The sequence below is a fragment of the Snuella lapsa genome, assembly GCF_039539345.1.
GTDB lineage: Bacteria > Bacteroidota > Bacteroidia > Flavobacteriales > Flavobacteriaceae > Snuella > Snuella lapsa.
This window is the reverse complement of sequence record NZ_BAABCY010000016.1, coordinates 51,165-72,569: the sequence shown is the minus strand read 5'-3', so window position 1 is coordinate 72,569 and position 21,405 is coordinate 51,165. Positions and strand designations below refer to the sequence as shown.

The window sequence follows — 21,405 nt, the reverse complement described above, 5'->3', positions numbered from 1 at the left end:
TTTTGAAGATAACAAACCATAATCTATATAAGTCAAGTAAACACTACTTTTTTATAGCTATAGTACTGTTATTTACAGCCAATGTATGGTCCCAGCAAAATCCGCAGGATAGTGTTAAGACTGGTTTTAATTTGGGAACTATCAAGTTGCCAAACCCCAAAAGTATAGAATCTAAATATACTTACGACCCTGTTACGAACAGATATATATACACAGAGAAAATAGGTAGTTATAACATTAAATACCCACTAATTTTAACGCCTAAGGAGTACTATCAATTAGTCGCTAAAGAGACTTTAAGTTCGTACTATAAACAAAAGATAGATGCTTTAGATGGTAAAAAGGAAGGTTCAGAAGATGCCCAAAAAAATTTGTTGCCTGAATTTTATGTAGATTCAGACTTTTTTGAATCGGTTTTTGGAGGTAACACCATTGAAGTTGTGCCGCAAGGTTCGGTAGAGATGGATTTAGGAATTCTTTTTTCTAAACAAGATAATCCCGCATTTTCACCTAAAAACAGAAGTAATTTTACATTCGATTTCGATCAGCGTATAAGTTTAAGTTTGTTGGGTAAGGTAGGCGAACGCCTCCAGGTAAACGCTAATTACGATACCCAGTCTACTTTTGATTTTCAAAATGTTATAAAGCTGGAGTATACACCTACCGAAGACGATATCATTCAGAAGATTGAAGTTGGTAATGTAAGTATGCCCCTAAACAGTTCCTTAATTACGGGAGCACAAAGCTTATTTGGTGTAAAGGCCCAATTACAATTTGGAAGAACAACAGTTACAGGGGTGTTTTCCGAACAAAAATCGCAAGCCAACAGAGTAGTCGCACAAGGCGGCGGGACACTGGAAGAATTCGAGAGGTTTATTAGGGACTATGACGAAAACCGTCACTTCTTTTTAGCACAGTATTTTAGGGATACCTATGATAAAGCATTAGAAAACTATCCGTTTATAGATACCAAAGGTTTACAAATAACACGATTAGAGGTCTGGGTAACCAATAGAAGTAATAGAACCGATAACGTTAGGAATATTGTAGCATTTCAGGATTTGGGAGAATCAGATGTCATCGGTTTACAAACACCTCCTAGTGGTTTCGTTAATGTAGGATTTAATGCCATTCCCGATAATGGAAATAACGATTTCGATCCTACTAATATTGGAGGGACAGGGTCACAAATTACAGAGGCCATTCGGGATGTAGCCACAGTACGGTCCGGTATATTGGTGCCTAATGTCAACGAAGGTTTTGATTATGTGAAATTAGAAAATGCCAGAAAGTTGATTCATGATGAGACAAAACAAATATTTGAATATACTTATAATTCCCAATTAGGATATATTTCTTTGAACCAACGTTTAAATAATGACGAAGTTTTGGCTGTTGCTTTTCAGTTTACCATTGGAGGGCAGGTGTATCAGGTAGGGGAGTTTGCAAATGATGGTGTTAACGCAACCGAAGTCACTACAAATGGTTCTGGACAAGTAACATCGGTAGTTAACTCTAATCTGGTTTTAAAGATGATAAAGAGTAGTGTTACCAGTGTAGATCAGCCCGTTTGGGACTTGATGATGAAAAACATCTACGATACCGAAGCTTATGATTTGAGTCAGGACGATTTTAAGTTGAACATTTTTTACAATGAAGCATCCCCCTTAAACTTTATCAGCCCAGTTGGATCAACAGCATTTCCAGCACCCGGTAATAATGAAGATCCTTTAGAAGAAACACCTTTGTTAAGGGTTTTTAACTTGGATAGATTAAACTTTAACAACGACCCGCAAGGTAACGGAGACGGTTTTTTTGATTTTGTCCCGGGTATTACCGTATTACCCCAAAATGGTAAAATTATATTTCCAAGTGTCGAGCCTTTTGGATCCTACCTGTTTAGAAAGTTGTCACTTAGTCCAAGTGAAAATTACGATGATACCACGACCTACAACGAAAACCAAAAGAAGTATGTCTATAATGTGCTTTATAGCAGCACAAAAACAGCCGCTTTACAAGCTGTAGAAAAAAATAAGTTCAAACTTAAAGGGCGTTATAAATCCACAGGAAGCGATGGAGGTATCCCCTTAAATTCGTTCAATGTGCCCAGAGGGTCGGTAAAAGTAACGGCAGGAGGTCGTGTTTTAGTGGAAGGTATCGATTATACAGTAAATTACCAGTTGGGACGTGTACAAATATTGGATGAAGCTTTAAAAGCATCGAATACACCTATAGAGGTCTCTACAGAAAACAATGCCGTATTTGGGCAACAGACCAAACGTTTTACAGGAATTAACATAGAACATAAGTTCAATGATAATTTTGTTTTAGGTGGAACCCTGTTGAATTTAAATGAAAGACCCATTACCCAAAAAGCCAATTATGGTTCAGAACCTATTAACAATACTATTTTTGGTATTAATGGTAATTATGCGACCAAAGTGCCGTTTTTAACACGTTTGGTAAATAAATTACCAAACATAGATACCGATGTAGAATCTAACTTGTCGTTAAGAGGAGAGTTCGCTTATTTAGCACCGGGAGCGCCTAAAGGCACCAATCTTAATGGAGAAGCAACCTCTTATATAGATGATTTTGAAGGAACGCAGAACGCTATCGATCTAAAATCGCAGCAGTCTTGGTTTTTATCGAGTAGGCCTTTAGGTTTAAATGTTTCCAGTAACCCGAATGAAGATGAAAACGGTATCCAGAACGGTTACCAACGGGCCATGTTAAATTGGTACACGATTGACCCCATATTTTATAGTGGCCAACGTCCTGGGGATGTGTCAGATGATGATGTGTCGGATTTGTATGCAAGTCGTGTTTTTATTAATGAATTGTTTCCAGACAGGGATTTGGTACAAGGACAAACATCCGTCCTTAATACATTAGATTTAGCTTATTATCCATCCGAACGAGGTCCTTATAATTTTGAGTCATCTGCTGCCGATGGTATTATTGATAACCCAATAGATAGTTGGGGCGGTATAACACGTCAGTTAACATCTACCGATCTAGAACAGGCCAATGTAGAGTATATTGAATTTTGGTTACAAGATCCCTTTCAGGATAACCCAAATAATCCAGGAGGGAAGTTAGTATTTAATTTGGGTAATATTTCAGAAGACATTATCAAAGATGGTCGTAAACTGTATGAAAATGGATTGCCAGAAGATGGAAATATCGATTTATTACCAGTTACATCATGGGGGACTGTCGTGCCACAAAACCAGTCCTTAATTTATGCATTCGATACACTAGGAGAGGAGCGTGATAATCAAGATGTAGGATACGATGGCTATGATGATGCAGAAGAAGCCGCTAATTTTGGATCAAACTTTGGAGCCGACCCGGCTAACGATAACTACACCTATTTCCTAAATGCCGAAGGTAATATTTTTGAGCGCTATAAACGCTACAATGGCGTAGAAGGTAATACCCCAGATACATTTACTAACAGGGATCGGGGAGCCAATACTCAACCCGATGTTGAAGATATTAATCGCGACAATACCATGAACACGATTGATAGCTATTTTGAATATGAATTGGAAATTACCAGACAAAACTTGCCGACATCTCAGGCAGATTTCGAAAATATTCCCAACAGCAACCCATTAAAAGAATTTTTAAGGGATTATAAAGACAGACCCCGTGTGTTGCCCAATGGTGATACCCGAAATGTGCGCTGGTATCAGTTTAGAATTCCAGTCCAAGGAAGTCATGTAAAAGCCATTGGAGGAATTAGCGATTTACGTTCGGTACGTTTTACACGATTGTATCTTAAAGAGTTTACGCAAAGTACCGTATTTCGTTTTGGGACCTTAGAGTTGGTTAGAAGTGATTGGCGCCGTTATACCTTAGCTTTAGATAAAAACGATCCGTCACCGGATGACCCCCAAACAGATTTCTCTGTGGGCGTAATAGGAACCATTGAAAATGAAGGTAGTTATAAAAGGCCTCCAGGTATCGAACCCGAAGAGTTATTTAATAACAATACTGTTATAGAGCAGAACGAACAATCCCTTGTAGTTAATGTGTGTGATTTGGAATCTGAAGATTCCAGAGCGGTCTATAAGAATATAAATATAGATATGCGCCAGTATAAACGTTTACGAATGTTTATACATGCCGAAGATGACGAAGCTGGTACACTTACCGATAATGAGTTGGTCGGATTTATTCGTATGGGGAACGACCTTAATGAAAACTATTACCAAATAGAGATTCCGTTACAAGTATCTACAGGCGTTTCAAGAGAAGAGCTATGGCCAGATGCTAATGAAATTAATTTACCTATAAGTATATTAGGAGCTATAAAATCGATTGGAATTTCAGAAGGCACATTGGCAAATGAAGACCCGACGTTTTATGATGTGGTGAATGGAGAAGCGGTGCCTGTAGCCGATCCTTTTGAAGGTTATGTTTCTGGGCAGCACCGTATAGCCATTAAAGGTAATCCGAATTTTGGAGATATAAGAACCCTTATGGTTGGGGTAAAGAATAGAACCATTCGAAATAATTTATGTGCAGAAGTTTGGTTTAACGAATTGCGATTGTCCGATTTAGATAACGAAGGCGGTTGGGCTGCTGTAGTAAGTATGGATACCAACTTAGCAGATTTTGCCAATATTAGTGCAACAGGAAGACAGAGTACTTCGGGCTTTGGTGCGATAGAACAAGGACCAAGCCAACGTAGTTTAGAAGATGTTAAGCAATACGATGTTGTAACCAATATAAATGTAGGACAGTTGTTGCCAAAAAAATGGGGTGTACAATTACCTTTTAATTATGGCCAGAGTGAAGAACTAATCACGCCAAAATACGATCAGTTTTATAAGGATTTAACCTTGGAGTCCCGATTGGATGCCGCTGAAACCAATGCCGATAGGGAACGTATTAAACAAGAGTCTGAAGACTATACAAAAAGGACGAGCATTAACTTTATAGGCGTTAGAAAAATAAGAACCTCTGAAGAAGCCCAACCGCGCTTTTACGATGTAGAAAATTTTACCTTAAATTATTCTTATAACAAAGTAGAACATCGTGATTTTGAGATCGAAAATTCAATAAATAAAAACCTGCGAGCCGGTGCTAATTATGCTTTTAATTTCGAGCCCATTAGTATCGAACCTTTTAAAAAGAACGATTCGTTGTTTACAGGGAAATACTGGAAAATATTAAAAGATTTCAATTTTAATTTATTGCCGGCCAGTTTTACTGTTAATACCGATATTAATAGACAGTATAACAGACAGAAGTTTAGGGAAATCGATCTAGGAGACAAAGATATTGGTATTGAAGAGTTATTTAGAAGAAACTATACCTTCGATTTTCAATATACCATTAATTACAACTTGACCAGTTCGCTACAATTTAATTTTACAGCAGCAAATAACAATATTGTACGTAATTATTTTAAGGATAATATAGCCAGTGAATTTAGGGAGCAAGATCCGACGTTGGATATTTGGGATGGTATTCTTGACTTTGGAGACCCTAACAGACAATCACAAAATTTGGGCGTAACCTACGAGTTGCCTATTAATAAAATACCAACCTTTAGTTTTATAAATGCCACCTATCAGTATAGTGGTGATTTTCTATGGCAAAAAGGTTCAGACCTGTTTGGTAATTTGGAATTAGACGGACAGACTTATGATCTTGGTAATACCATTCAGAATTCCAATCTTCACAATATTAATGGGTCACTAGACATGGATAAGCTTTATAAGTACATTGGTTTGGTAAAGAAACCAGTAAGGACGGTTAGAGCCAGAACAAGTTCAAGAAGCAACCCGCCGGGAGCCAATTCAAACCAAGCAAAGACCCCGAAAAGTAAAAATAAATCCGTTACCAAGCTACTGAATGCAGGTGTAGATATACTAACCAGTGTAAAGAGAATACAAATTAATTACTCCGAAAATAGTGGTACTTTCTTGCCAGGATATATACGAACGCCAGGCTTTATAGGTACCTTAAAACCAACAGTAGGCTTTACGTTTGGTAGTCAAAGTGATATCAGATATCTAGCGGCACGACGAGGTTGGCTAACTGTATTTCCAGAGTTCAATCAACAATATACAACTACCCATACCAAACAATTAGATGTGTCGGCGAGCTTGGAACCAGTAAAAGACTTAAAGATCGATATTGTTGGAAATCGTGCCTATTATGAAAATTATACCGAAAATTATAGGGTAAATGATGCTGGAGGCGGCAACTTGGAATATGAACCGTTAACGCCTAATACTTTCGGTAATTTTAATATATCTACAGTATTAATAAAAACGGCATTTAGTAAAAGTAATGAGACTATTTCTGAAGCTTTTAATGATTTTAGAGCAAATAGACTGGTGGTGGCTAAAAGATTAGCTGAGCAGTTTTACGGGAATACGACGTATCCTACCGATGCAGAAGGTTATCCAGTAGGTTTTGGGAAAAATAACCAAGCGGTTTTATTACCAGCATTTTTTGCTGCTTATTCAGGGCAAGATGCCGGGAAAGTGAAGACCAGTGCTTTTAGAGACGTACCTATTCCTAACTGGGATCTAAAGTATACAGGATTCATGAAATTTAATTGGTTTAAAAAACGTTTTAAGCGTTTTTCGTTAACACATGGGTACCGTTCCAATTATACTATCAACCAGTTCCAATCCAATTTGGACTACGACTCAGATAACGACCCCGATACGTTTGAATTTGACCAAGGTGGTAATTTTAAAAACAAAACATTGTATAGCAATGTTAATTTAACCGAAATGTTTAGTCCGTTGGTTCGATTGGATTTTGAGATGAAAAATTCTGTAAAGATTTTGGCAGAGATTAAAAAAGACAGGTTGTTGTCCCTTAGTTTTGATAATAATTTAATGACCGAAATAAAGGGTAACGAGTTTATTTTAGGTTTGGGGTATCGTATAAAAGACTTGCGTATTCGATCTAATTTGGCAGGGCCAAGTAAACGTATTGTAAGCGATTTAAATATGAAGGCCGATGTATCTGTTAGGGATAATAAAACAATTATTAGATATCTGGATTTAGAAAACAATCAGGTAACATCCGGTCAAACTATTTGGGGCTTAAAATATTCGGCAGACTATGCCTTTAGTAAGAGTTTAACAGGTATATTTTATTTCGATTATTCGTTTTCAGAATATGCCATTTCAACAGCTTTCCCACAAACTACCATTCGATCTGGAATTACTATCCGATATAATTTTGGAAATTAATCAACAACTGTTTGAATTTAAAGTTTGAATAAATACATTTGTCAAAAATATTAGTAGACCATTTAATTTTCTAAGACTAAATTTAATATAATGAACATACCATCAGAATTAAAGTATACTAAAGACCACGAATGGGTTAAAGTAGAAGGTGATATTGCTACTATTGGTATCACGGATTTTGCTCAAAGTGAGTTGGGCGATATTGTATATGTTGAAGTAGAAACAGTGGATGAAACGCTAGACGCTGAAGAAATTTTTGGAACAGTTGAAGCAGTTAAAACCGTTTCAGATTTATTTTTGCCTGTTTCCGGAGAAGTTGTGGCATTTAATGAAATATTGGAAGACGAACCAGAAAAGGTTAATAGTGATCCTTATGGTGATGGTTGGATGATAAAAGTTAAGTGTTCCGATTTGGCGCAACTAGATGAACTAATGTCTGCAGACGATTATAAAGCACTTGTAGGTGCTTAAAAAGTACGCACTAACAATACTTATATTGTATTCGGTAGCTTTAACCGTTGTAAGTTTGGTTAAAATAAATAAGCTGCCAGATGTTGGCATATCCTTTGGCGATAAGATATTTCACTTTTTGACATATAGCGTGTTAACTTATTTATGGGTTAATGCGCTTTTTTATGCATTTAAGCTAACCAAAACAAAGGCAATAATTGTTGCTGCTATCATTTCAATAGGGTTTGGTATACTTATTGAGGTATTACAGGGAACCATGACCGCTTCCAGAGCGTCAGACTTGTATGACGTAGCTGCAAATACTTTTGGGGTGTTGCTTGCTGCGTTAGTGTTGTCTCAAAAAAGTATTGGGATTAAAAACTTATAATCGTTTGCTTTTTTGGTAAAAAAAAAGTTATTTTAGCAATCTGAGTAAAACAGTAAAATAAATTATGGAACCTAAAAAAAATCCTGAAGCAAATGTTGGGCGTAACAGTTCGCTTTATTTCGCAATTGGTTTAGCGTTAATGCTGTTCTTAACAAATTACGCGATCAATTACAAAACATACGATAAGTCTGATATCGATATCGGACAGTTGAATCTAGATGAAGAGTTAGAAGAAGAAATTCCAATCACAGAACAATTAAAAACGCCGCCACCACCGCCACCACCGCCACCAGCAGCTCCAGAAATCATTGAAGTTGTAGAAGATGAAGTGGAAGTAGAGGAAACAGTAATAGAGTCATCTGAAACCGATCAAGAAGAAGAAATTGTAGAAGTAGAAGAAGTAGAAGTAGTAGAAGTAGATGAAGATATTGAAGTTCCTTTTGCGGTTATCGAGAATGTACCGGTTTTCCCAGGTTGTGAAAAAGGAGATAACAATGCCAAGAAAGCATGTATGTCCAAAAAAATACAAGATTTTGTAAACAAGAAGTTTAATACAGATCTAGCTGGAGATTTAGGATTGTCAGGAAGACAGCGTATTAATGTAATCTTTAAGATAGACAAATCGGGTAAAGTTGTAGGTGTGAGAGCCAGAGCGCCACACCCAGGTTTAGAAAAAGAAGCAGCACGTGTAATTAATCTGTTACCTCAAATGAAACCAGGTAAACAGCGTGGTAAACCTGTAACAGTTCCATATTCGTTACCTATTATCTTTCAAGTTCAAGATTAGTTTATATTCAGGACTAACCTAAAAAATATAAAATCCCGTTACATGTTTGTAACGGGATTTTTTTTTGGTATGCTTATTGTGATTTTACCATAATATTAACAATTAAACAATAATTATTATGAGTATTTCAAAGAAAACTCACAAACTCATTCGGCAAAATGAGAAAACTGTGAGTAAATCACAAAAGCACGATGCAAATTTACAAAAAAACTCAACCCTATATTTTCAGGTTGGGTTAATTGTTTGTTTGCTGTTTAGCTATGGCCTGCTTGAAATGAAATTTGAAACAGTAGTCCCTAAGGATTTAGGAGAAATCCTTCCACCCGATGATCCTTTTGAAATGGTTGTCCCTAAATTTAAAATTTATGAAGAACCTAAAACCGAGGTTAAAATACCAGAAAAGAAAGTGGTTTTAACACTTCCCCCAGAGATTATTGATAACTCTGATAATGATAAGAAGGAAACACTTAAAGTCATTACAGAAGAGCAAAATACCACAACAGATCCTGCTTTAAATCCAGGAGATATAACTGTTGTTGACCTGCCAGATGAAACAGATGTGGATTTTGTGCTGGTAGAACAAGTGCCCATCTATCCGGGATGCGAAAAAGAAAAGAACAATGAAGGACGACGTAAATGCATGTCAGATAAAATTACCAAATTGGTTAAAAGAAAGTTTGATACAGATCTAGCATCCGATTTAGGTCTAACAGGTATGCAGGTTATTTATACACAGTTTAAGATTGATAAGAACGGACATGTTACGGACATTAAAACCCGTGCTCCCCATACAGAGCTCGGTAATGAAGCAGAACGTGTTATTAATAACATTCCAGATATGCAACCTGGCAAACAGCGAGATAGAGCAGTTGGGGTTGTTTATACTTTACCAATAAAATTTAAGGTGCAAGATTAATTAATAATGTGGGGCTACTAAGAATAAGTCTAACTCTTCGGGTGAATTTCTTAAAGAATTTTGTGTTGAGACATGTTTTCGAGCTACAAAATAAAAGGCTAGGCATACTTATTAGTAAAAGCTCACTATCCAAGACTCACATTTTATTGGGCTTACCAAGTCGTTGTCATTTTTTTGACAACGACTTTTTATGTTTGGATGATTTCATTAAGTTTTTATTAGGGCATTTACAAATGCCAAATGCCATAAATATAGTATCTTTCAGCACTGAATCAATTTTCAAAAATGATTATGAAGCGAATTATTGCTCTACTCCTACTTATAGTTCAATTCAATGCCTTTTCACAAGATCAGTATTTTAACGAGAAACATCCGGTTTTTCCCGATTGTGAAAGTGTTTCAATAGATTCGATGCAAACCTGCTTTAACTCAAAGGTTATTGATTTTATTTTCGAAAATTTTACAATGCCGCAGGAACTTGAAGATGATGACTTTAAAGGAGAAGTATCGGTGCTTTTTGAAGTAGATAGCCTAGGACAATTTAATGTGATTTATATTGAAGCTCTATACGAAGAATTAAAGGAGGAACTAAGGCGCGTATTTGCTATTTTTCCTAAAGTAAAACCCGCTACATATAACGGGCTACCAACCTTTAAGCAATATTCGGTATCGTTGTCGATTCCATTGAGTAGAAAATCAGATGCAATATCGGACCGATCAGAAGTCAAGAGCTTTTCAGAGTTGGAACTGAAGGCAAAGTCAGAATTTGATAATTTACAAAATAGTTTGCAGCCCTATAATAATAGAGCCTATGCTAGTCAGTTAAATATACCGTTTATCCATAGTGAATATGCTAGGTTTGACAGGGGCATGAATATTATAGGGAGTAATAGCCATACGGCGTCCAAGCCATTTATGTACAATGAGGTGTCAAACTATTACGATTTTAAAGCAGAGAAGGAAAAGTTGTTGAAGAATACTAACACTTGGGCTGGTAAAAAACTATGGAATGAGCACTTAGTACAATTGCAATCCGATGATTATTGGTTTACCATCGATCCTATTTTTGATCTACAGGTTGGGAAGGATACCGATGCCGATTTTGGATCTACCTATAATAATACACGTGGATTTTTGGTTCAAGGAGGTTTAGGTAATAAGTTTAATTTTTACGCATCTGTTTTTGAGAGCCAGGGGCGCTTCGCACAATATGTCAATCAATATTCAGAAAGTTTAAAGGCATTTGGTCCAGACCCAGCCATAATACCCGGAAGGGGCATCGCAAAGCGTTTTAAGAGTAATTCATACGATTATCCTGTAGCTGAAGCATATCTATCTTATACCCCCGTTAAATTTATTAATATACAGTTTGGACATGGGAAAAACTTCATAGGTGATGGCTACCGTTCGTTATTGTTGAGCGATGTGGCCAGTCCGAGTCCATTCTTAAAATTAAACACTAAATTTTGGAAGATTAAATATACCAATAATTGGATGTGGTTAAAGGATGTAAGACCAGAAGTTACTGAAGACGGTGCTTTTTTAACCAAATATATGGCAAATCATTATTTAAGTTGGAATGTGTCCAAACGCTTAAATATCGGTTTGTTCGAGTCGGTACTGTGGACAGATACCAATAACAGGGGTTTTGATGTTAATTACTTAAACCCAATTATATTTTACAGAGCAATTGAGTTTGAAACGGGACAAGGCGCCGGAAATGCAATTGTAGGTGCAACGGCAAAATATAAATGGAGCGATGCGGTTAATACCTATGGACAATTTATTCTCGATGAATTTTCGTTAAACGATATTAAAGCAGGAAATAAGAGTTGGAAAAATAAGTTTGGTTATCAGTTAGGAATTAAATATTACAATGCTTTCAAGGTAGATAACTTGCTTTTGCAATTAGAATACAATCGCGTACGTCCCTATACCTATTCACACAATACTATTGTATTAAATTATGGACATAATAACCAGTCTATGGCACATTTGTGGGGTGCTAATTTTAGTGAAGCAATACTAATTGGACGGTATTATTATAATCGCTGGTTTGCTGATGCTAAGCTTGTGGTTGGAAAGCGTGGTTTTGATTTTAATAATGAAACAGACAACTTTAGTTATGGAGGGGATATTTTTAGAAACTATAACGAACGACCATATGACGCTGGTGTTAAAGTAGGGCAAGGAATTAAAACAAAAACGTTTTATGCTAATTTACAGGCTGGGTATGTTGTTAACCCAGCTTCTAATCTGAAGCTTTTCGCCGATATTTCTTTTAGGGATTTTAATCCGCAAGCAGAAACTACAAGTACTTTTAAAAACAATACACTTTGGTTTAATATTGGTTTAAGAACCGATCTCTTTAATTGGTATTTTGATTTTTAAATTTTTAGAAGGGAGAAGATAGGGTTGATATGCATAAAAAACAAAACCCCTTACTATTGGTTTAGTAAGGGGTTTTTAATTATTTAATTTGATTACCATTTTTATCAAAAAAATGATACTCTAGATATGTGTAAGCATCTCTTGGTAAAATTTTAACCCATTTTTTGTGTTCAAAAAACCATTTTGAACGTATAGATGGAAAACCTTTTGTTAAAAAGGCTGCTATAAAAGGATGTGTGTTTAAAGTCAGCTTTGTATAGTCTTTTTTTAATAGTTGTTCAAGATCATGTGTTATTTTTTGCACCAAACCTATAGGCGCTTCAACCTCAGAACCATTAACGCCATTAGGGTTTTCCTCGCGGGTTTTAATGTTCATTTCGGGTCTAACACGTTGTCTTGTTATCTGTATCAATCCAAATTTGCTAGGAGGCAATATCTTATGTTTTGCTCGATCGTCTTTCATCTCGTCGCGAAAGTGATTAAACAGTTTTTGCCTGTTTTCGGCGTTGGTCATGTCAATAAAATCGACTACAATAATACCGCCCATATCACGCAAGCGTAATTGTCGGGCTATCTCTGTAGCGGCAATCAAATTGACTTCTAGAGCCGTATCCTCTTGGTTGCTGGCTTTGTTTGACCGGTTTCCACTGTTTACATCTATTACATGCAAAGCTTCGGTGTGTTCTATTACCAAATAGGCACCTTTTGCCATAGAAACCGTTTTGCCAAATGAGGTTTTTATTTGTCTTTCAATTCCATATTTTTCAAAAATTGGAACCTTAGATTGATACAGTTTAACTATTGATTCTTTTTTTGGTGCAATCTCTTGCACGTAATCTTTAATTTGAAAGTAAAGCTCTTCATCATCAACGTAAATACTAGTAAAGGTATCGTTGAATATATCTCGCAAAATAGACGAGGCCTTATTCATTTCTCCTAATACTTTACTTGGGTGATGGGCTTTATGTAGCTTTTTACACATTGCAGTCCAACGACTAAGCAAATTCTGTAAGTCTCTATCTAGCTCAGCTACTTTTTTGCCTTGTGCTACAGTACGAACAATAATTCCGAACCCTTGCGGGGTAATACTTTTTACTAACCGCTTTAAGCGTTCCTTTTCTTCTTTGTCTTCAATTTTCTGAGAAATAGAAATACGACTTGAAAAAGGAACTAAAACGATATATCTACCAGCTATAGAGAGCTCAGAACTTATTCTGGGACCCTTAGTGGATATCGGTTCTTTTACTATTTGTACTAATAGCGATTGATTTGATTTTAAGACATCGGCAATTTTGCCGTCTTTATCAATATCTTTTTCAAATGGGAAATTCTTTAAAGAATAATCGTTTAATTTACCTGTGCTTACACGTTTTGTGAATTTTAAAAGCGAAGGGAGTTTTGGGCCTAGATCATGATAATGCAAAAAAGCATCTTTATCGTAACCAACATTTACAAATGCGGCATTTAAGCCTGGAACAGCTTTTCTTATTTTGGCTATAAACACATCACCAACAGAAAAGTTGTTACCTCCTTCATCCTTTTGTAATTCAATAAGTTTTCCATCTTTTAATAAGGCAAAATCAACTTCCTCGGAACTAGATCTAATGATCAATTCTTTTTCCATTTAGTTAATTTTTATCCATACCCTCTAGTTTACAGTCTCAGTATACAGTTAGTAGTGTTTTTTACTGCTTACTGTTACTGAATACTGTCAACTGAATTGTACAGATGGATTATACATTATTTTGTCTCGTTACCTGTATCTTGGTTATGAGACAGAAAGCCTTAACTAAAAAATGAGTCGACTCAGTTCTTTTATTTAAGGCATTTCACAGGATTTTTAAATCCGTGGAGTTTATAACAACAATTTGTTGCATAAACTCATTTCAAAGAGCGTCTTTGTTTTAAAATCAAAAAAAAGTAGCTGCTCTAACTACTTTTTTGATTTATTTTTTCTTTTTGTGACGGTTAGCACGTCTACGTTTTTTACGCTTATGCGTTGCTACCTTATGTCTTTTACGTTTTTTACCACTTGGCATAAATAGTGTATTTTTAGATTAATGATTTATTTTAATATCTTATTTAACGTCTACATTCGACTTAACGCCTTCAACAAAAACTTTTGCAGGTTTAAATGCAGGGATGTTGTGGGCAGGTATCTTTATAGTTGTGTTTTTTGAAATATTTCTACCTGTTTTTTCAGCTCTAGTTTTAATGATAAAGCTACCAAAACCTCTTAAGTATACGTTATCTCCACTTTCTAAAGAAGTCTTTACTTCTTCCATAAATGTTTCAACAGTTGCTTGAACATCTCCTTTTTCAATTCCTAATTTCTCAGAAATTTTTGCTACTAAATCAGCCTTCGTCATTTTTAATATTTATTTTTTAAAAGTTACTATTAAGTTTTAAAAGGGATGCAAATATAGGAATTAAATATTCAATATTTCAAACCTAATTCATTAAAATTTAAGATTATAAACGTTTATTTTTACCGCTTAAATAAAATCCATTAATGATATTTTCTGAAATTTTAATTAACTGGTACTCAATCAATAAGAGGGATATGCCGTGGCGACTTACTAAAGACCCCTATCGTATTTGGTTATCCGAAATTATTTTACAGCAAACACAAATTAAGCAAGGACTGCCATATTACAATGCTTTTTTAAATGCATTTCCGTCTGTTTTTGAACTTGCAGAAGCAACAGAGAGCGAAGTGTTAAAGTTATGGCAAGGGCTTGGCTATTACTCGAGAGCAAGAAATTTACATGCTACGGCAAAATATATTGCAAATGATTTGGAAGGTGTTTTTCCTAATACGTATAAAGATTTGTTGAAATTAAAAGGAGTAGGAGATTATACAGCAAGTGCTATTGCTTCTATTTGTTTTAATGAAGCAACAGCAGTAGTAGATGGTAACGTATATCGTGTTTTAGCACGCTATTTTGGAATAACTACTCCCATTAACACCTCTAAGGGAAACAAGGAATTTAAGGCCTTAGCCCAAGAATTGATAGATGTTAAAAGACCAGATGAGTTTAATCAAGCTATTATGGAGTTTGGAGCTGTACAGTGTAAGCCGCAAAGCCCTAATTGTAATATGTGCCCTTTACAAGATGGATGTGTAGCATTTAATGCAGCTACAGTAAACAAATTGCCAGTAAAAAATAAAACATTGAAGATAAAGAAGCGTTATTTCAATTTTTTAGTGATTATATCTAATGAAGGTAAGACCATCATAGAAAAGCGTGAGCAAAAAGGAATCTGGCAGAACTTGTACCAATTCCCTTTAATTGAAACCAATAAAAATACAGATATAGTAGTTTTTAAAGAGTTGCTTAACAAACATAGTTTGTTAAAAAATAGAGCTTTCGAGTTTACGTTATATAATGAAGGTCCTATTGTTCACAAGTTGTCACACCAACATTTGCACACTAGATTTTGGATTGTAACCATCAAAGAACTTCCTGTTGGAGGTATTCCTGTTGCACAAATACATGATTATGCTGTACCTATTTTAATAGGTAAGTTTATTGAAACATTTAATTTTTAAGAAGCGAGCCGTTACAATAATATTTTTTATTAATTTTAAAAAAGAAAGCAATTCTGTAATTTTGCTTTTTAAACAAACAAAAGATAGTATGTCGGGAACATTAAATAAAGTGATGCTTATAGGGCATTTGGGAGATGAAGTGAAAATGCATTATTTTGAAGGAGGAGGTTGCATTGGGCGGTTCCCTTTGGCAACTAACGAGACCTATATGAGTAAGCAGACCAACGAGCGTATTACAAATACCGAATGGCATAATATTGTTGTGAGAAACAAAGGAGCTGAGATCTGTGAGAAGTATTTGAGTAAAGGCGATAAGGTATATGTTGAAGGCCGTTTGAAAACAAGAAAGTGGCAAGATGAAAGTGGAAATGACAGGTATTCAACAGAAATTCAATGTACCGATTTTACCTTCTTGTCAACTAAGAAAGAAAGTGAAAATAATGCATCTGCTGCACAAGTGGCTCAAAATCCAACAGCAAACCCATCACAAGCCGCAAACCCCGAAATGTTAGCTAACGATGACGATGATGATTTACCATTTTAATATTAAAAGGTTCTTGGTATCGTGCCAGGACACTATGTTTAACTAAAGCGATAGTATTTGGACCCTGACCCCGCGAGTTTTAAAGCCTTGTTGTTGACAATTGACTATTCAATTGTTTTTGGTTTTGCATTATTGTTTTTGCTCTTAACATGCTCGGCACTTATATCTGGTGCCGAAGTAGCTTTGTTTTCACTATCAAGAGCCGATATCGATACTGGCTTGGAAAAAAAATCCAAGCGCATTCAAATTGTTTCTGGTCTTTTAGAACGCCCTAAGAAATTATTAGCAACCATTTTAGTCGCTAATAATTTTATAAACATAGGCATAGTAATACTATTTGCTTATTTGGGCAACTCTTTATTTCAGGGGATTACATCCTATATATTAAGGTTTTTAATAGAAGTTATTATCGTAACCTTTTTAATATTATTATTTGGGGAAATATTGCCTAAAATATATGCTAGTAGGAATCGGTTGAAGTTTGCTTCGTTTATGGCTTATCCTTTAAAAATATTAGATGTTGTGTTATCTCCGGTAAGTTTGCCGATGCGGAGTTTTACTATTGCTATTCATAGTAAATTGGGAAAACAAAAATCGAACTTAAGTGTCGATCAATTATCGCAGGCTTTGGAGCTTACAAGTGAAGAAGACACAACTAAGGAAGAACAAAAGATATTACAGGGTATTGTGTCATTTGGCAATACCGATACAAAGCATGTTATGCGTCCGCGCATTGATATTTTTGCCCTTAATGTAGACCAAAAGTATGCCGATATAATACCAGAAATAATTGCTAACGGATATTCACGAATACCAGTTTATAAGGATAGTATCGATACTATTCAAGGCATTCTTTATGTAAAAGATTTGTTGCCGTATATAGATAGGAAACAATTTGATTGGACAAGTTTGCTTAGAGAGCCGTTCTTTGTGCCAGAAAACAAAAAATTGGATGACCTTATGGTAGAGTTTCAAGAGAAAAAAGTGCATTTGGCTGTTGTGGTAGATGAGTACGGAGGTACATCGGGGCTTATTTCTTTAGAAGATATTATTGAAGAAATTGTAGGAGATATTAGTGATGAGTTTGACGATGAAGATTTAACCTATTCAAAATTAGACGATAAAAACTATGTGTTTGAAGGTAAAACGGCCTTAAAGGATTTTTATAAAATTATAAGAATAGAAGACGATAGTGTTTTTGAAGCGCATAAAGGAGATGCCGAAACTATTGCTGGTTTTGTTCTTGAAACCTCGGGAAGTTTCCCAAAACTAAATAGTAAAATAAATTTTGAAAATTACGTTTTTACTATTGAAGCTATGGACAAAAAACGCATTAAATTGATAAAATTTACCATCATTTAAATGAAGTGTAACATAATATTATTATTGGTCATTACAATATGTGTTGTATCTTGTGGTGATGATCCAGTGCCAAAGCCAAAAGGCTATTTGCGTTTGGAATACCCAAAGGCTAATTATGTCCCGGTTAAAACGGATTTGCCTTTTTCGTTTGAAAAAAATAGACTGGCAACAAATATTTCTACTAGGAATATTGCGGGTACTACTTCAAGCTATGGGGTTAATATAGAATACCCAACCTTAAAAGGAACTATATACTTAACCTATAAAGCGGTTGAAGGGAGTAGGGATAATTTAATAGACTTTTTAAGGGATGCCCAAAACTTTACACAGAAACACACTGTTAAAGCAGATGAAATTTTGCCTACAGAGTATGTAAATGAACAACATAAGGTTTTTGGGATGTTTTATAAAGTTGGAGGAAATGCTGCATCGCAATCTCAATTTTATGTTACAGACAGTATAAAACATTTTTTAACGGGGTCTCTTTATTTTTACGCAAAACCTAATTACGATTCAATCCTTCCTGCAGCAAGCTATTTGGAAAAGGATGTACGGCATATTATGGAAACAATTAAATGGAAGTGACCAGAAATGCCCTTTTATGGCTATTCCTTTAAGCTATTATAAAAGATACGCCTAATACGTTCGCTATTAATAAAGCCACTACCATAATTTAAATCATCGTAAACTTTGGTGATAGAAGAGTCGCCAACTACTTCAGCTTCTGTTTTTCCTTGGCTTATTGCTTTCAGAACGTTTTCTTTTAAACTTGTTAACATGTTCAAGAAGGCTTTATATTCAGTTTTGTTAGATAGTTTGCCGTGACCAGGAATAATTTTTGTGTCGTCGTCAATAAGAATTAATGTCTTTTTTACAGCTTCAATATAGCCGTTTACACTACCTCCAGAATTTAGGTCAATAAATGGGTATCTACCATTAAAATACGTGTCACCTGTATGGAGGACATTGCTTTTTGTGAAGTAAAGTAAGGCATCACCATCTGTATGAGCATTGCTTGTATGGAAAATAGCAACCTGTTCGTCGTTAATATATAGGTTTAATTTGTCGTTAAATGTAATCACGGGTAAGCCGTCTTTGTTACTATCTTTTTCGAGACGTTGTCTTACATTGTTGTGAGCGATAATTACAGCTCCTAGATTTTGCATGTTTTTATTGCCTCCTGTGTGGTCGCCATGGTGATGTGTGTTTGCTAAAAATCGGATGGGCTGGTCATTTATTGCTTTAATAGCGGTAACTATTTTTGTTGTAAGTGGTGCAAATTGATCGTCAATAACAAAAACGCCGTCATCCCCTGCCGATACACCTATGTTGCCTCCAGCACCTATTAACATGTATATATTGTTGCTTAGTTTTATGGTTTCAATCGTTACATTATCAAAGTTTCGTTGAGCAGAAATAGTAATGCCTATAAGCAATGTAAATGTGATAATGAAAATTCTTGCTAGCTTCATAATTATGGTTTTTTTTAGTTTTTGTAGAAACAATATGTTAAAATCAGACTAACTTAACTGTTGTACAAGTGAAATTTTTAGCTATACTGTCACAATTTTCTACTGTAATTTTACCTTTTGTTGGGATCATGTTTTGCCAGACCCAGTTATAGTGTTCAATTATTTTTTCAGCTTTTAAGTGAGGTCTGTCGGCTGTTGTGTGTCCATCGGCAACCACGGTTATATCGTAATCCTTGGTTAAAGCAGATTGGATCGTAGATGCTACGCAAAAGTCTGTTGCGCATCCAGTAATTACCAACTCTTGGACGTTTAATTCCGCTAGTTTGGTTTCCAGCTTTGAGCGATAAAAAATATCGTTCACATATTTGTCGATTAAAAGATCCGTTGAATGTACTTTTAACGTGTCTAACAATTGCCATTCCGGGGAGCCTTTTTCAAATTCACCCGACCCATTTCCGTCGTGTTGAATAAACAGCACCGGAAAATCCTTCTGGCGGAATAGATCGGCCAGTACATTTATTCTGTTTACCACACCAGTCGAATCAAATCGGGGTGTTTTGTGTGTAAAAGAACCTTTTTGCATATCAATAACCAAAAGAGCCTTTTTGTTTTCCATCATTTTTAGCGTAGTTCCTAACTATTAAATATATAGAAACTATTTTAAAAATAATAATGTTGGCTTACAATTGCTCAAATTGCTTTTATAAAGTATATTTGCACTCGCAAAACAAAAGCGCTTAAGAAACTATAACATTGGGGTATTCAAAATCTTCATCAGCAACACATTCTGTGATTTCAGATTTTAAGGAAATAACTAAAATGCGATTGGCGTTAAGTGTTGTTTTTTCTTCACTTGCTGGTTATTTGTTAGGTGTCGACATAGTCGATTTAAAGACCTTGGTATTATTAGCCTTAGGCGGGTACTTTATGGTTGGGGCTTCCAATGCATTTAACCAGATTATAGAAAAGGATTTGGACGCTTTAATGGAACGTACCAAAAACAGGCCAATTCCGTCGGGACGTATGACGGTTACAACGGCTTTTGTAATTGCATCTGTCTTTACACTTCTGGGAATTATTATATTGTATAGTATCAACAAGCAAACGGCTATGTTTGGTGCAATTTCAATTTTTTTATATACCTGTGTGTATACACCTTTAAAAACAAAAACACCTTTGGCTGTTTTTGTAGGAGCTATACCGGGAGCCATTCCATTTATGTTGGGTTGGGTAGCCGCTACCGACGATTTTGGTATAGAGCCAGGGACTTTGTTTGCATTGCAGTTTTTTTGGCAGTTCCCTCATTTTTGGGCTATAGGTTGGTTTTTGTTCGAGGATTACAAAAAAGGTGGTTTTTATATGTTGCCAACAGGTAGGCAAGATAGGGGCACAGCTGTACAGACTATAATGTATACCATATGGACATTGTTGGTTTCTATAATTCCAGTATTTGGGTTTACGGGGACATTAAGTTTGTCTATAGTGGCAGCTTGTGTTGTATTTGTTTTGGGCTTGGGTATGTTGTATTATGCCATTCAGCTGTTTAAAAAAATGACAGAATTAGCGGCAAAGCAATTAATGTTAGCCAGTGTGTCTTATATTACATTGGTGCAAATAGTATATGTTGTCGATAAATTTATAAGATAAGAATGGATTTAACAGAAGGTACTTTTGAAGAGAAACAAGGGCGTGCAAAAAAGATGATGCTTTGGTTCGGTATTATTTCACTAATCATGTCTTTTGCGGGGTGGACTAGTGCATTTGTTGTAAGTAGCTCACGACCCGATTGGTTAAAGGATTTTCAGTTGCCCAATGCTTTTATTATAAGTACAATCATTATTTTATTGAGCAGTATAACGTTTATTTTAGCCAAACAATCTTTAAAAAAAGATAATAGACAACAAACGAGCATATGGTTAGTTGCTACTTTTGTGTTGGGAATTGTATTTATAGTGTATCAGTTTTTGGGCTTTCAACAAATTATTGATCTAGGCTATAATTTTACGGGGCCAACAAGTAATGTAACGATGTCTTACATTTATTTAATAGCAGTAGTGCATATTTTGCATGTTGTAGCTGGGTTGATTTGTTTATTGGTAGTGATTTACAATCATTTAAAACATAAATATAGTCCAGTAAAAATGTTAGGTATTGAGTTGGCAGCAACCTTTTGGCACTTTATAGATGTGTTATGGGTTTACCTCTTTTTGTTTTTATATTTTATAGGATAATTTAACGCTTTTTAAAATTATAAGAAAACATCTCGCAAGTGTCTTTATTTAGAGTCTTTAAAATTTAGTAAGGGATGTT

The 21,405-nt window shown here is 35.4% G+C and carries 16 protein-coding genes; 12 read left to right on the top strand and 4 right to left on the bottom strand.

From position 1 onward, the window contains the following. The first annotated feature begins 2 nt into the window (after positions 1 to 2). The 6 genes from sov to ABD792_RS02615 all read left to right on the top strand — a co-directional run bounded on the left by sov (position 3) and on the right by ABD792_RS02615 (position 12,164). On the top strand, positions 3 to 7,232 hold the full coding sequence (gene sov, locus ABD792_RS02640; protein WP_345004214.1) for a T9SS outer membrane translocon Sov/SprA: 7,230 nt from the start codon (positions 3 to 5) through the stop codon (positions 7,230 to 7,232). Between the two features lie 90 nt (positions 7,233 to 7,322). After that, positions 7,323 to 7,703, top strand: a complete 381-nt coding sequence (gcvH, locus tag ABD792_RS02635) for a glycine cleavage system protein GcvH (protein WP_345004213.1) — start codon at positions 7,323 to 7,325, stop codon at positions 7,701 to 7,703. Further along, positions 7,696 to 8,070 (top strand): VanZ family protein, encoded by a 375-nt coding sequence (locus ABD792_RS02630; RefSeq protein WP_345004212.1) that lies wholly within the window; start codon positions 7,696 to 7,698, stop codon positions 8,068 to 8,070. The genes gcvH and ABD792_RS02630 overlap by 8 nt, the downstream gene beginning before the upstream one ends. A 64-nt stretch (positions 8,071 to 8,134) precedes the next feature. After that, complete coding sequence (locus ABD792_RS02625) at positions 8,135 to 8,857, top strand: energy transducer TonB (RefSeq protein WP_345004211.1); 723 nt, start codon at positions 8,135 to 8,137, stop codon at positions 8,855 to 8,857. A gap of 169 nt (positions 8,858 to 9,026) precedes the next feature. Continuing rightward, positions 9,027 to 9,773 carry an energy transducer TonB gene (locus tag ABD792_RS02620; protein WP_345004210.1) on the top strand — a complete coding sequence of 249 codons (747 nt, stop codon included), beginning with the start codon at positions 9,027 to 9,029 and terminating at the stop codon, positions 9,771 to 9,773. 291 nt (positions 9,774 to 10,064) lie between these two features. Next, positions 10,065 to 12,164 (top strand): gliding motility protein RemB, encoded by a 2,100-nt coding sequence (locus ABD792_RS02615; RefSeq protein WP_345004209.1) that lies wholly within the window; start codon positions 10,065 to 10,067, stop codon positions 12,162 to 12,164. Between the two features lie 79 nt (positions 12,165 to 12,243). On the opposite strand, the gene ABD792_RS02610 is transcribed toward ABD792_RS02615, so the two are convergent. After that, positions 12,244 to 13,788: an Rne/Rng family ribonuclease gene (locus ABD792_RS02610; protein ID WP_345004208.1), complete on the bottom strand. Its 1,545-nt coding sequence runs from the start codon at positions 13,786 to 13,788 to the stop codon at positions 12,244 to 12,246. 454 nt (positions 13,789 to 14,242) lie between these two features. Beyond that, a complete protein-coding gene (locus ABD792_RS02605; RefSeq protein ID WP_199114774.1) occupies positions 14,243 to 14,533 on the bottom strand; it encodes an HU family DNA-binding protein in 291 nt (96 codons plus the stop codon). Positions 14,534 to 14,676: 143 nt separating this feature from the next. On the opposite strand from ABD792_RS02605, the gene mutY reads away from it, so the two are divergent. The 4 genes from mutY to gldD all read left to right on the top strand — a co-directional run bounded on the left by mutY (position 14,677) and on the right by gldD (position 18,208). Next, the gene (mutY, locus tag ABD792_RS02600; RefSeq protein WP_345004207.1) at positions 14,677 to 15,717 is read left to right on the top strand and encodes an A/G-specific adenine glycosylase; all 1,041 of its coding nucleotides are present in this window, start codon (positions 14,677 to 14,679) and stop codon (positions 15,715 to 15,717) included. A gap of 88 nt (positions 15,718 to 15,805) precedes the next feature. Continuing rightward, complete coding sequence (locus tag ABD792_RS02595; RefSeq protein ID WP_345004206.1) at positions 15,806 to 16,261, top strand: single-stranded DNA-binding protein; 456 nt, start codon at positions 15,806 to 15,808, stop codon at positions 16,259 to 16,261. Between the two features lie 57 nt (positions 16,262 to 16,318). Then, positions 16,319 to 17,623, top strand: coding sequence for a gliding motility-associated protein GldE (locus ABD792_RS02590; protein ID WP_345004205.1), 1,305 nt, complete (start codon positions 16,319 to 16,321; stop codon positions 17,621 to 17,623). Next, positions 17,624 to 18,208 (top strand): gliding motility lipoprotein GldD, encoded by a 585-nt coding sequence (gene gldD, locus ABD792_RS02585; protein WP_345004204.1) that lies wholly within the window; start codon positions 17,624 to 17,626, stop codon positions 18,206 to 18,208. 20 nt (positions 18,209 to 18,228) lie between these two features. Here the strand turns inward: gldD and ABD792_RS02580 are convergent, their stop codons facing one another. After that, entirely contained in the window at positions 18,229 to 19,095 is an 867-nt protein-coding gene (locus ABD792_RS02580; protein WP_345004203.1) for an MBL fold metallo-hydrolase, read from the bottom strand. Positions 19,096 to 19,138: 43 nt separating this feature from the next. Next, positions 19,139 to 19,714, bottom strand: coding sequence for an isochorismatase family protein (locus tag ABD792_RS02575; RefSeq protein WP_345004201.1), 576 nt, complete (start codon positions 19,712 to 19,714; stop codon positions 19,139 to 19,141). Positions 19,715 to 19,848: 134 nt separating this feature from the next. Between ABD792_RS02575 and cyoE the strand changes: the two genes are divergently transcribed. Both cyoE and ABD792_RS02565 read left to right on the top strand, forming a co-directional pair. After that, entirely contained in the window at positions 19,849 to 20,742 is an 894-nt protein-coding gene (gene cyoE / locus ABD792_RS02570) for a heme o synthase (protein ID WP_345004200.1), read from the top strand. A gap of 2 nt (positions 20,743 to 20,744) precedes the next feature. Further along, positions 20,745 to 21,326: a cytochrome c oxidase subunit 3 gene (locus ABD792_RS02565; protein WP_345004198.1), complete on the top strand. Its 582-nt coding sequence runs from the start codon at positions 20,745 to 20,747 to the stop codon at positions 21,324 to 21,326. Positions 21,327 to 21,405 lie beyond the last annotated feature (79 nt).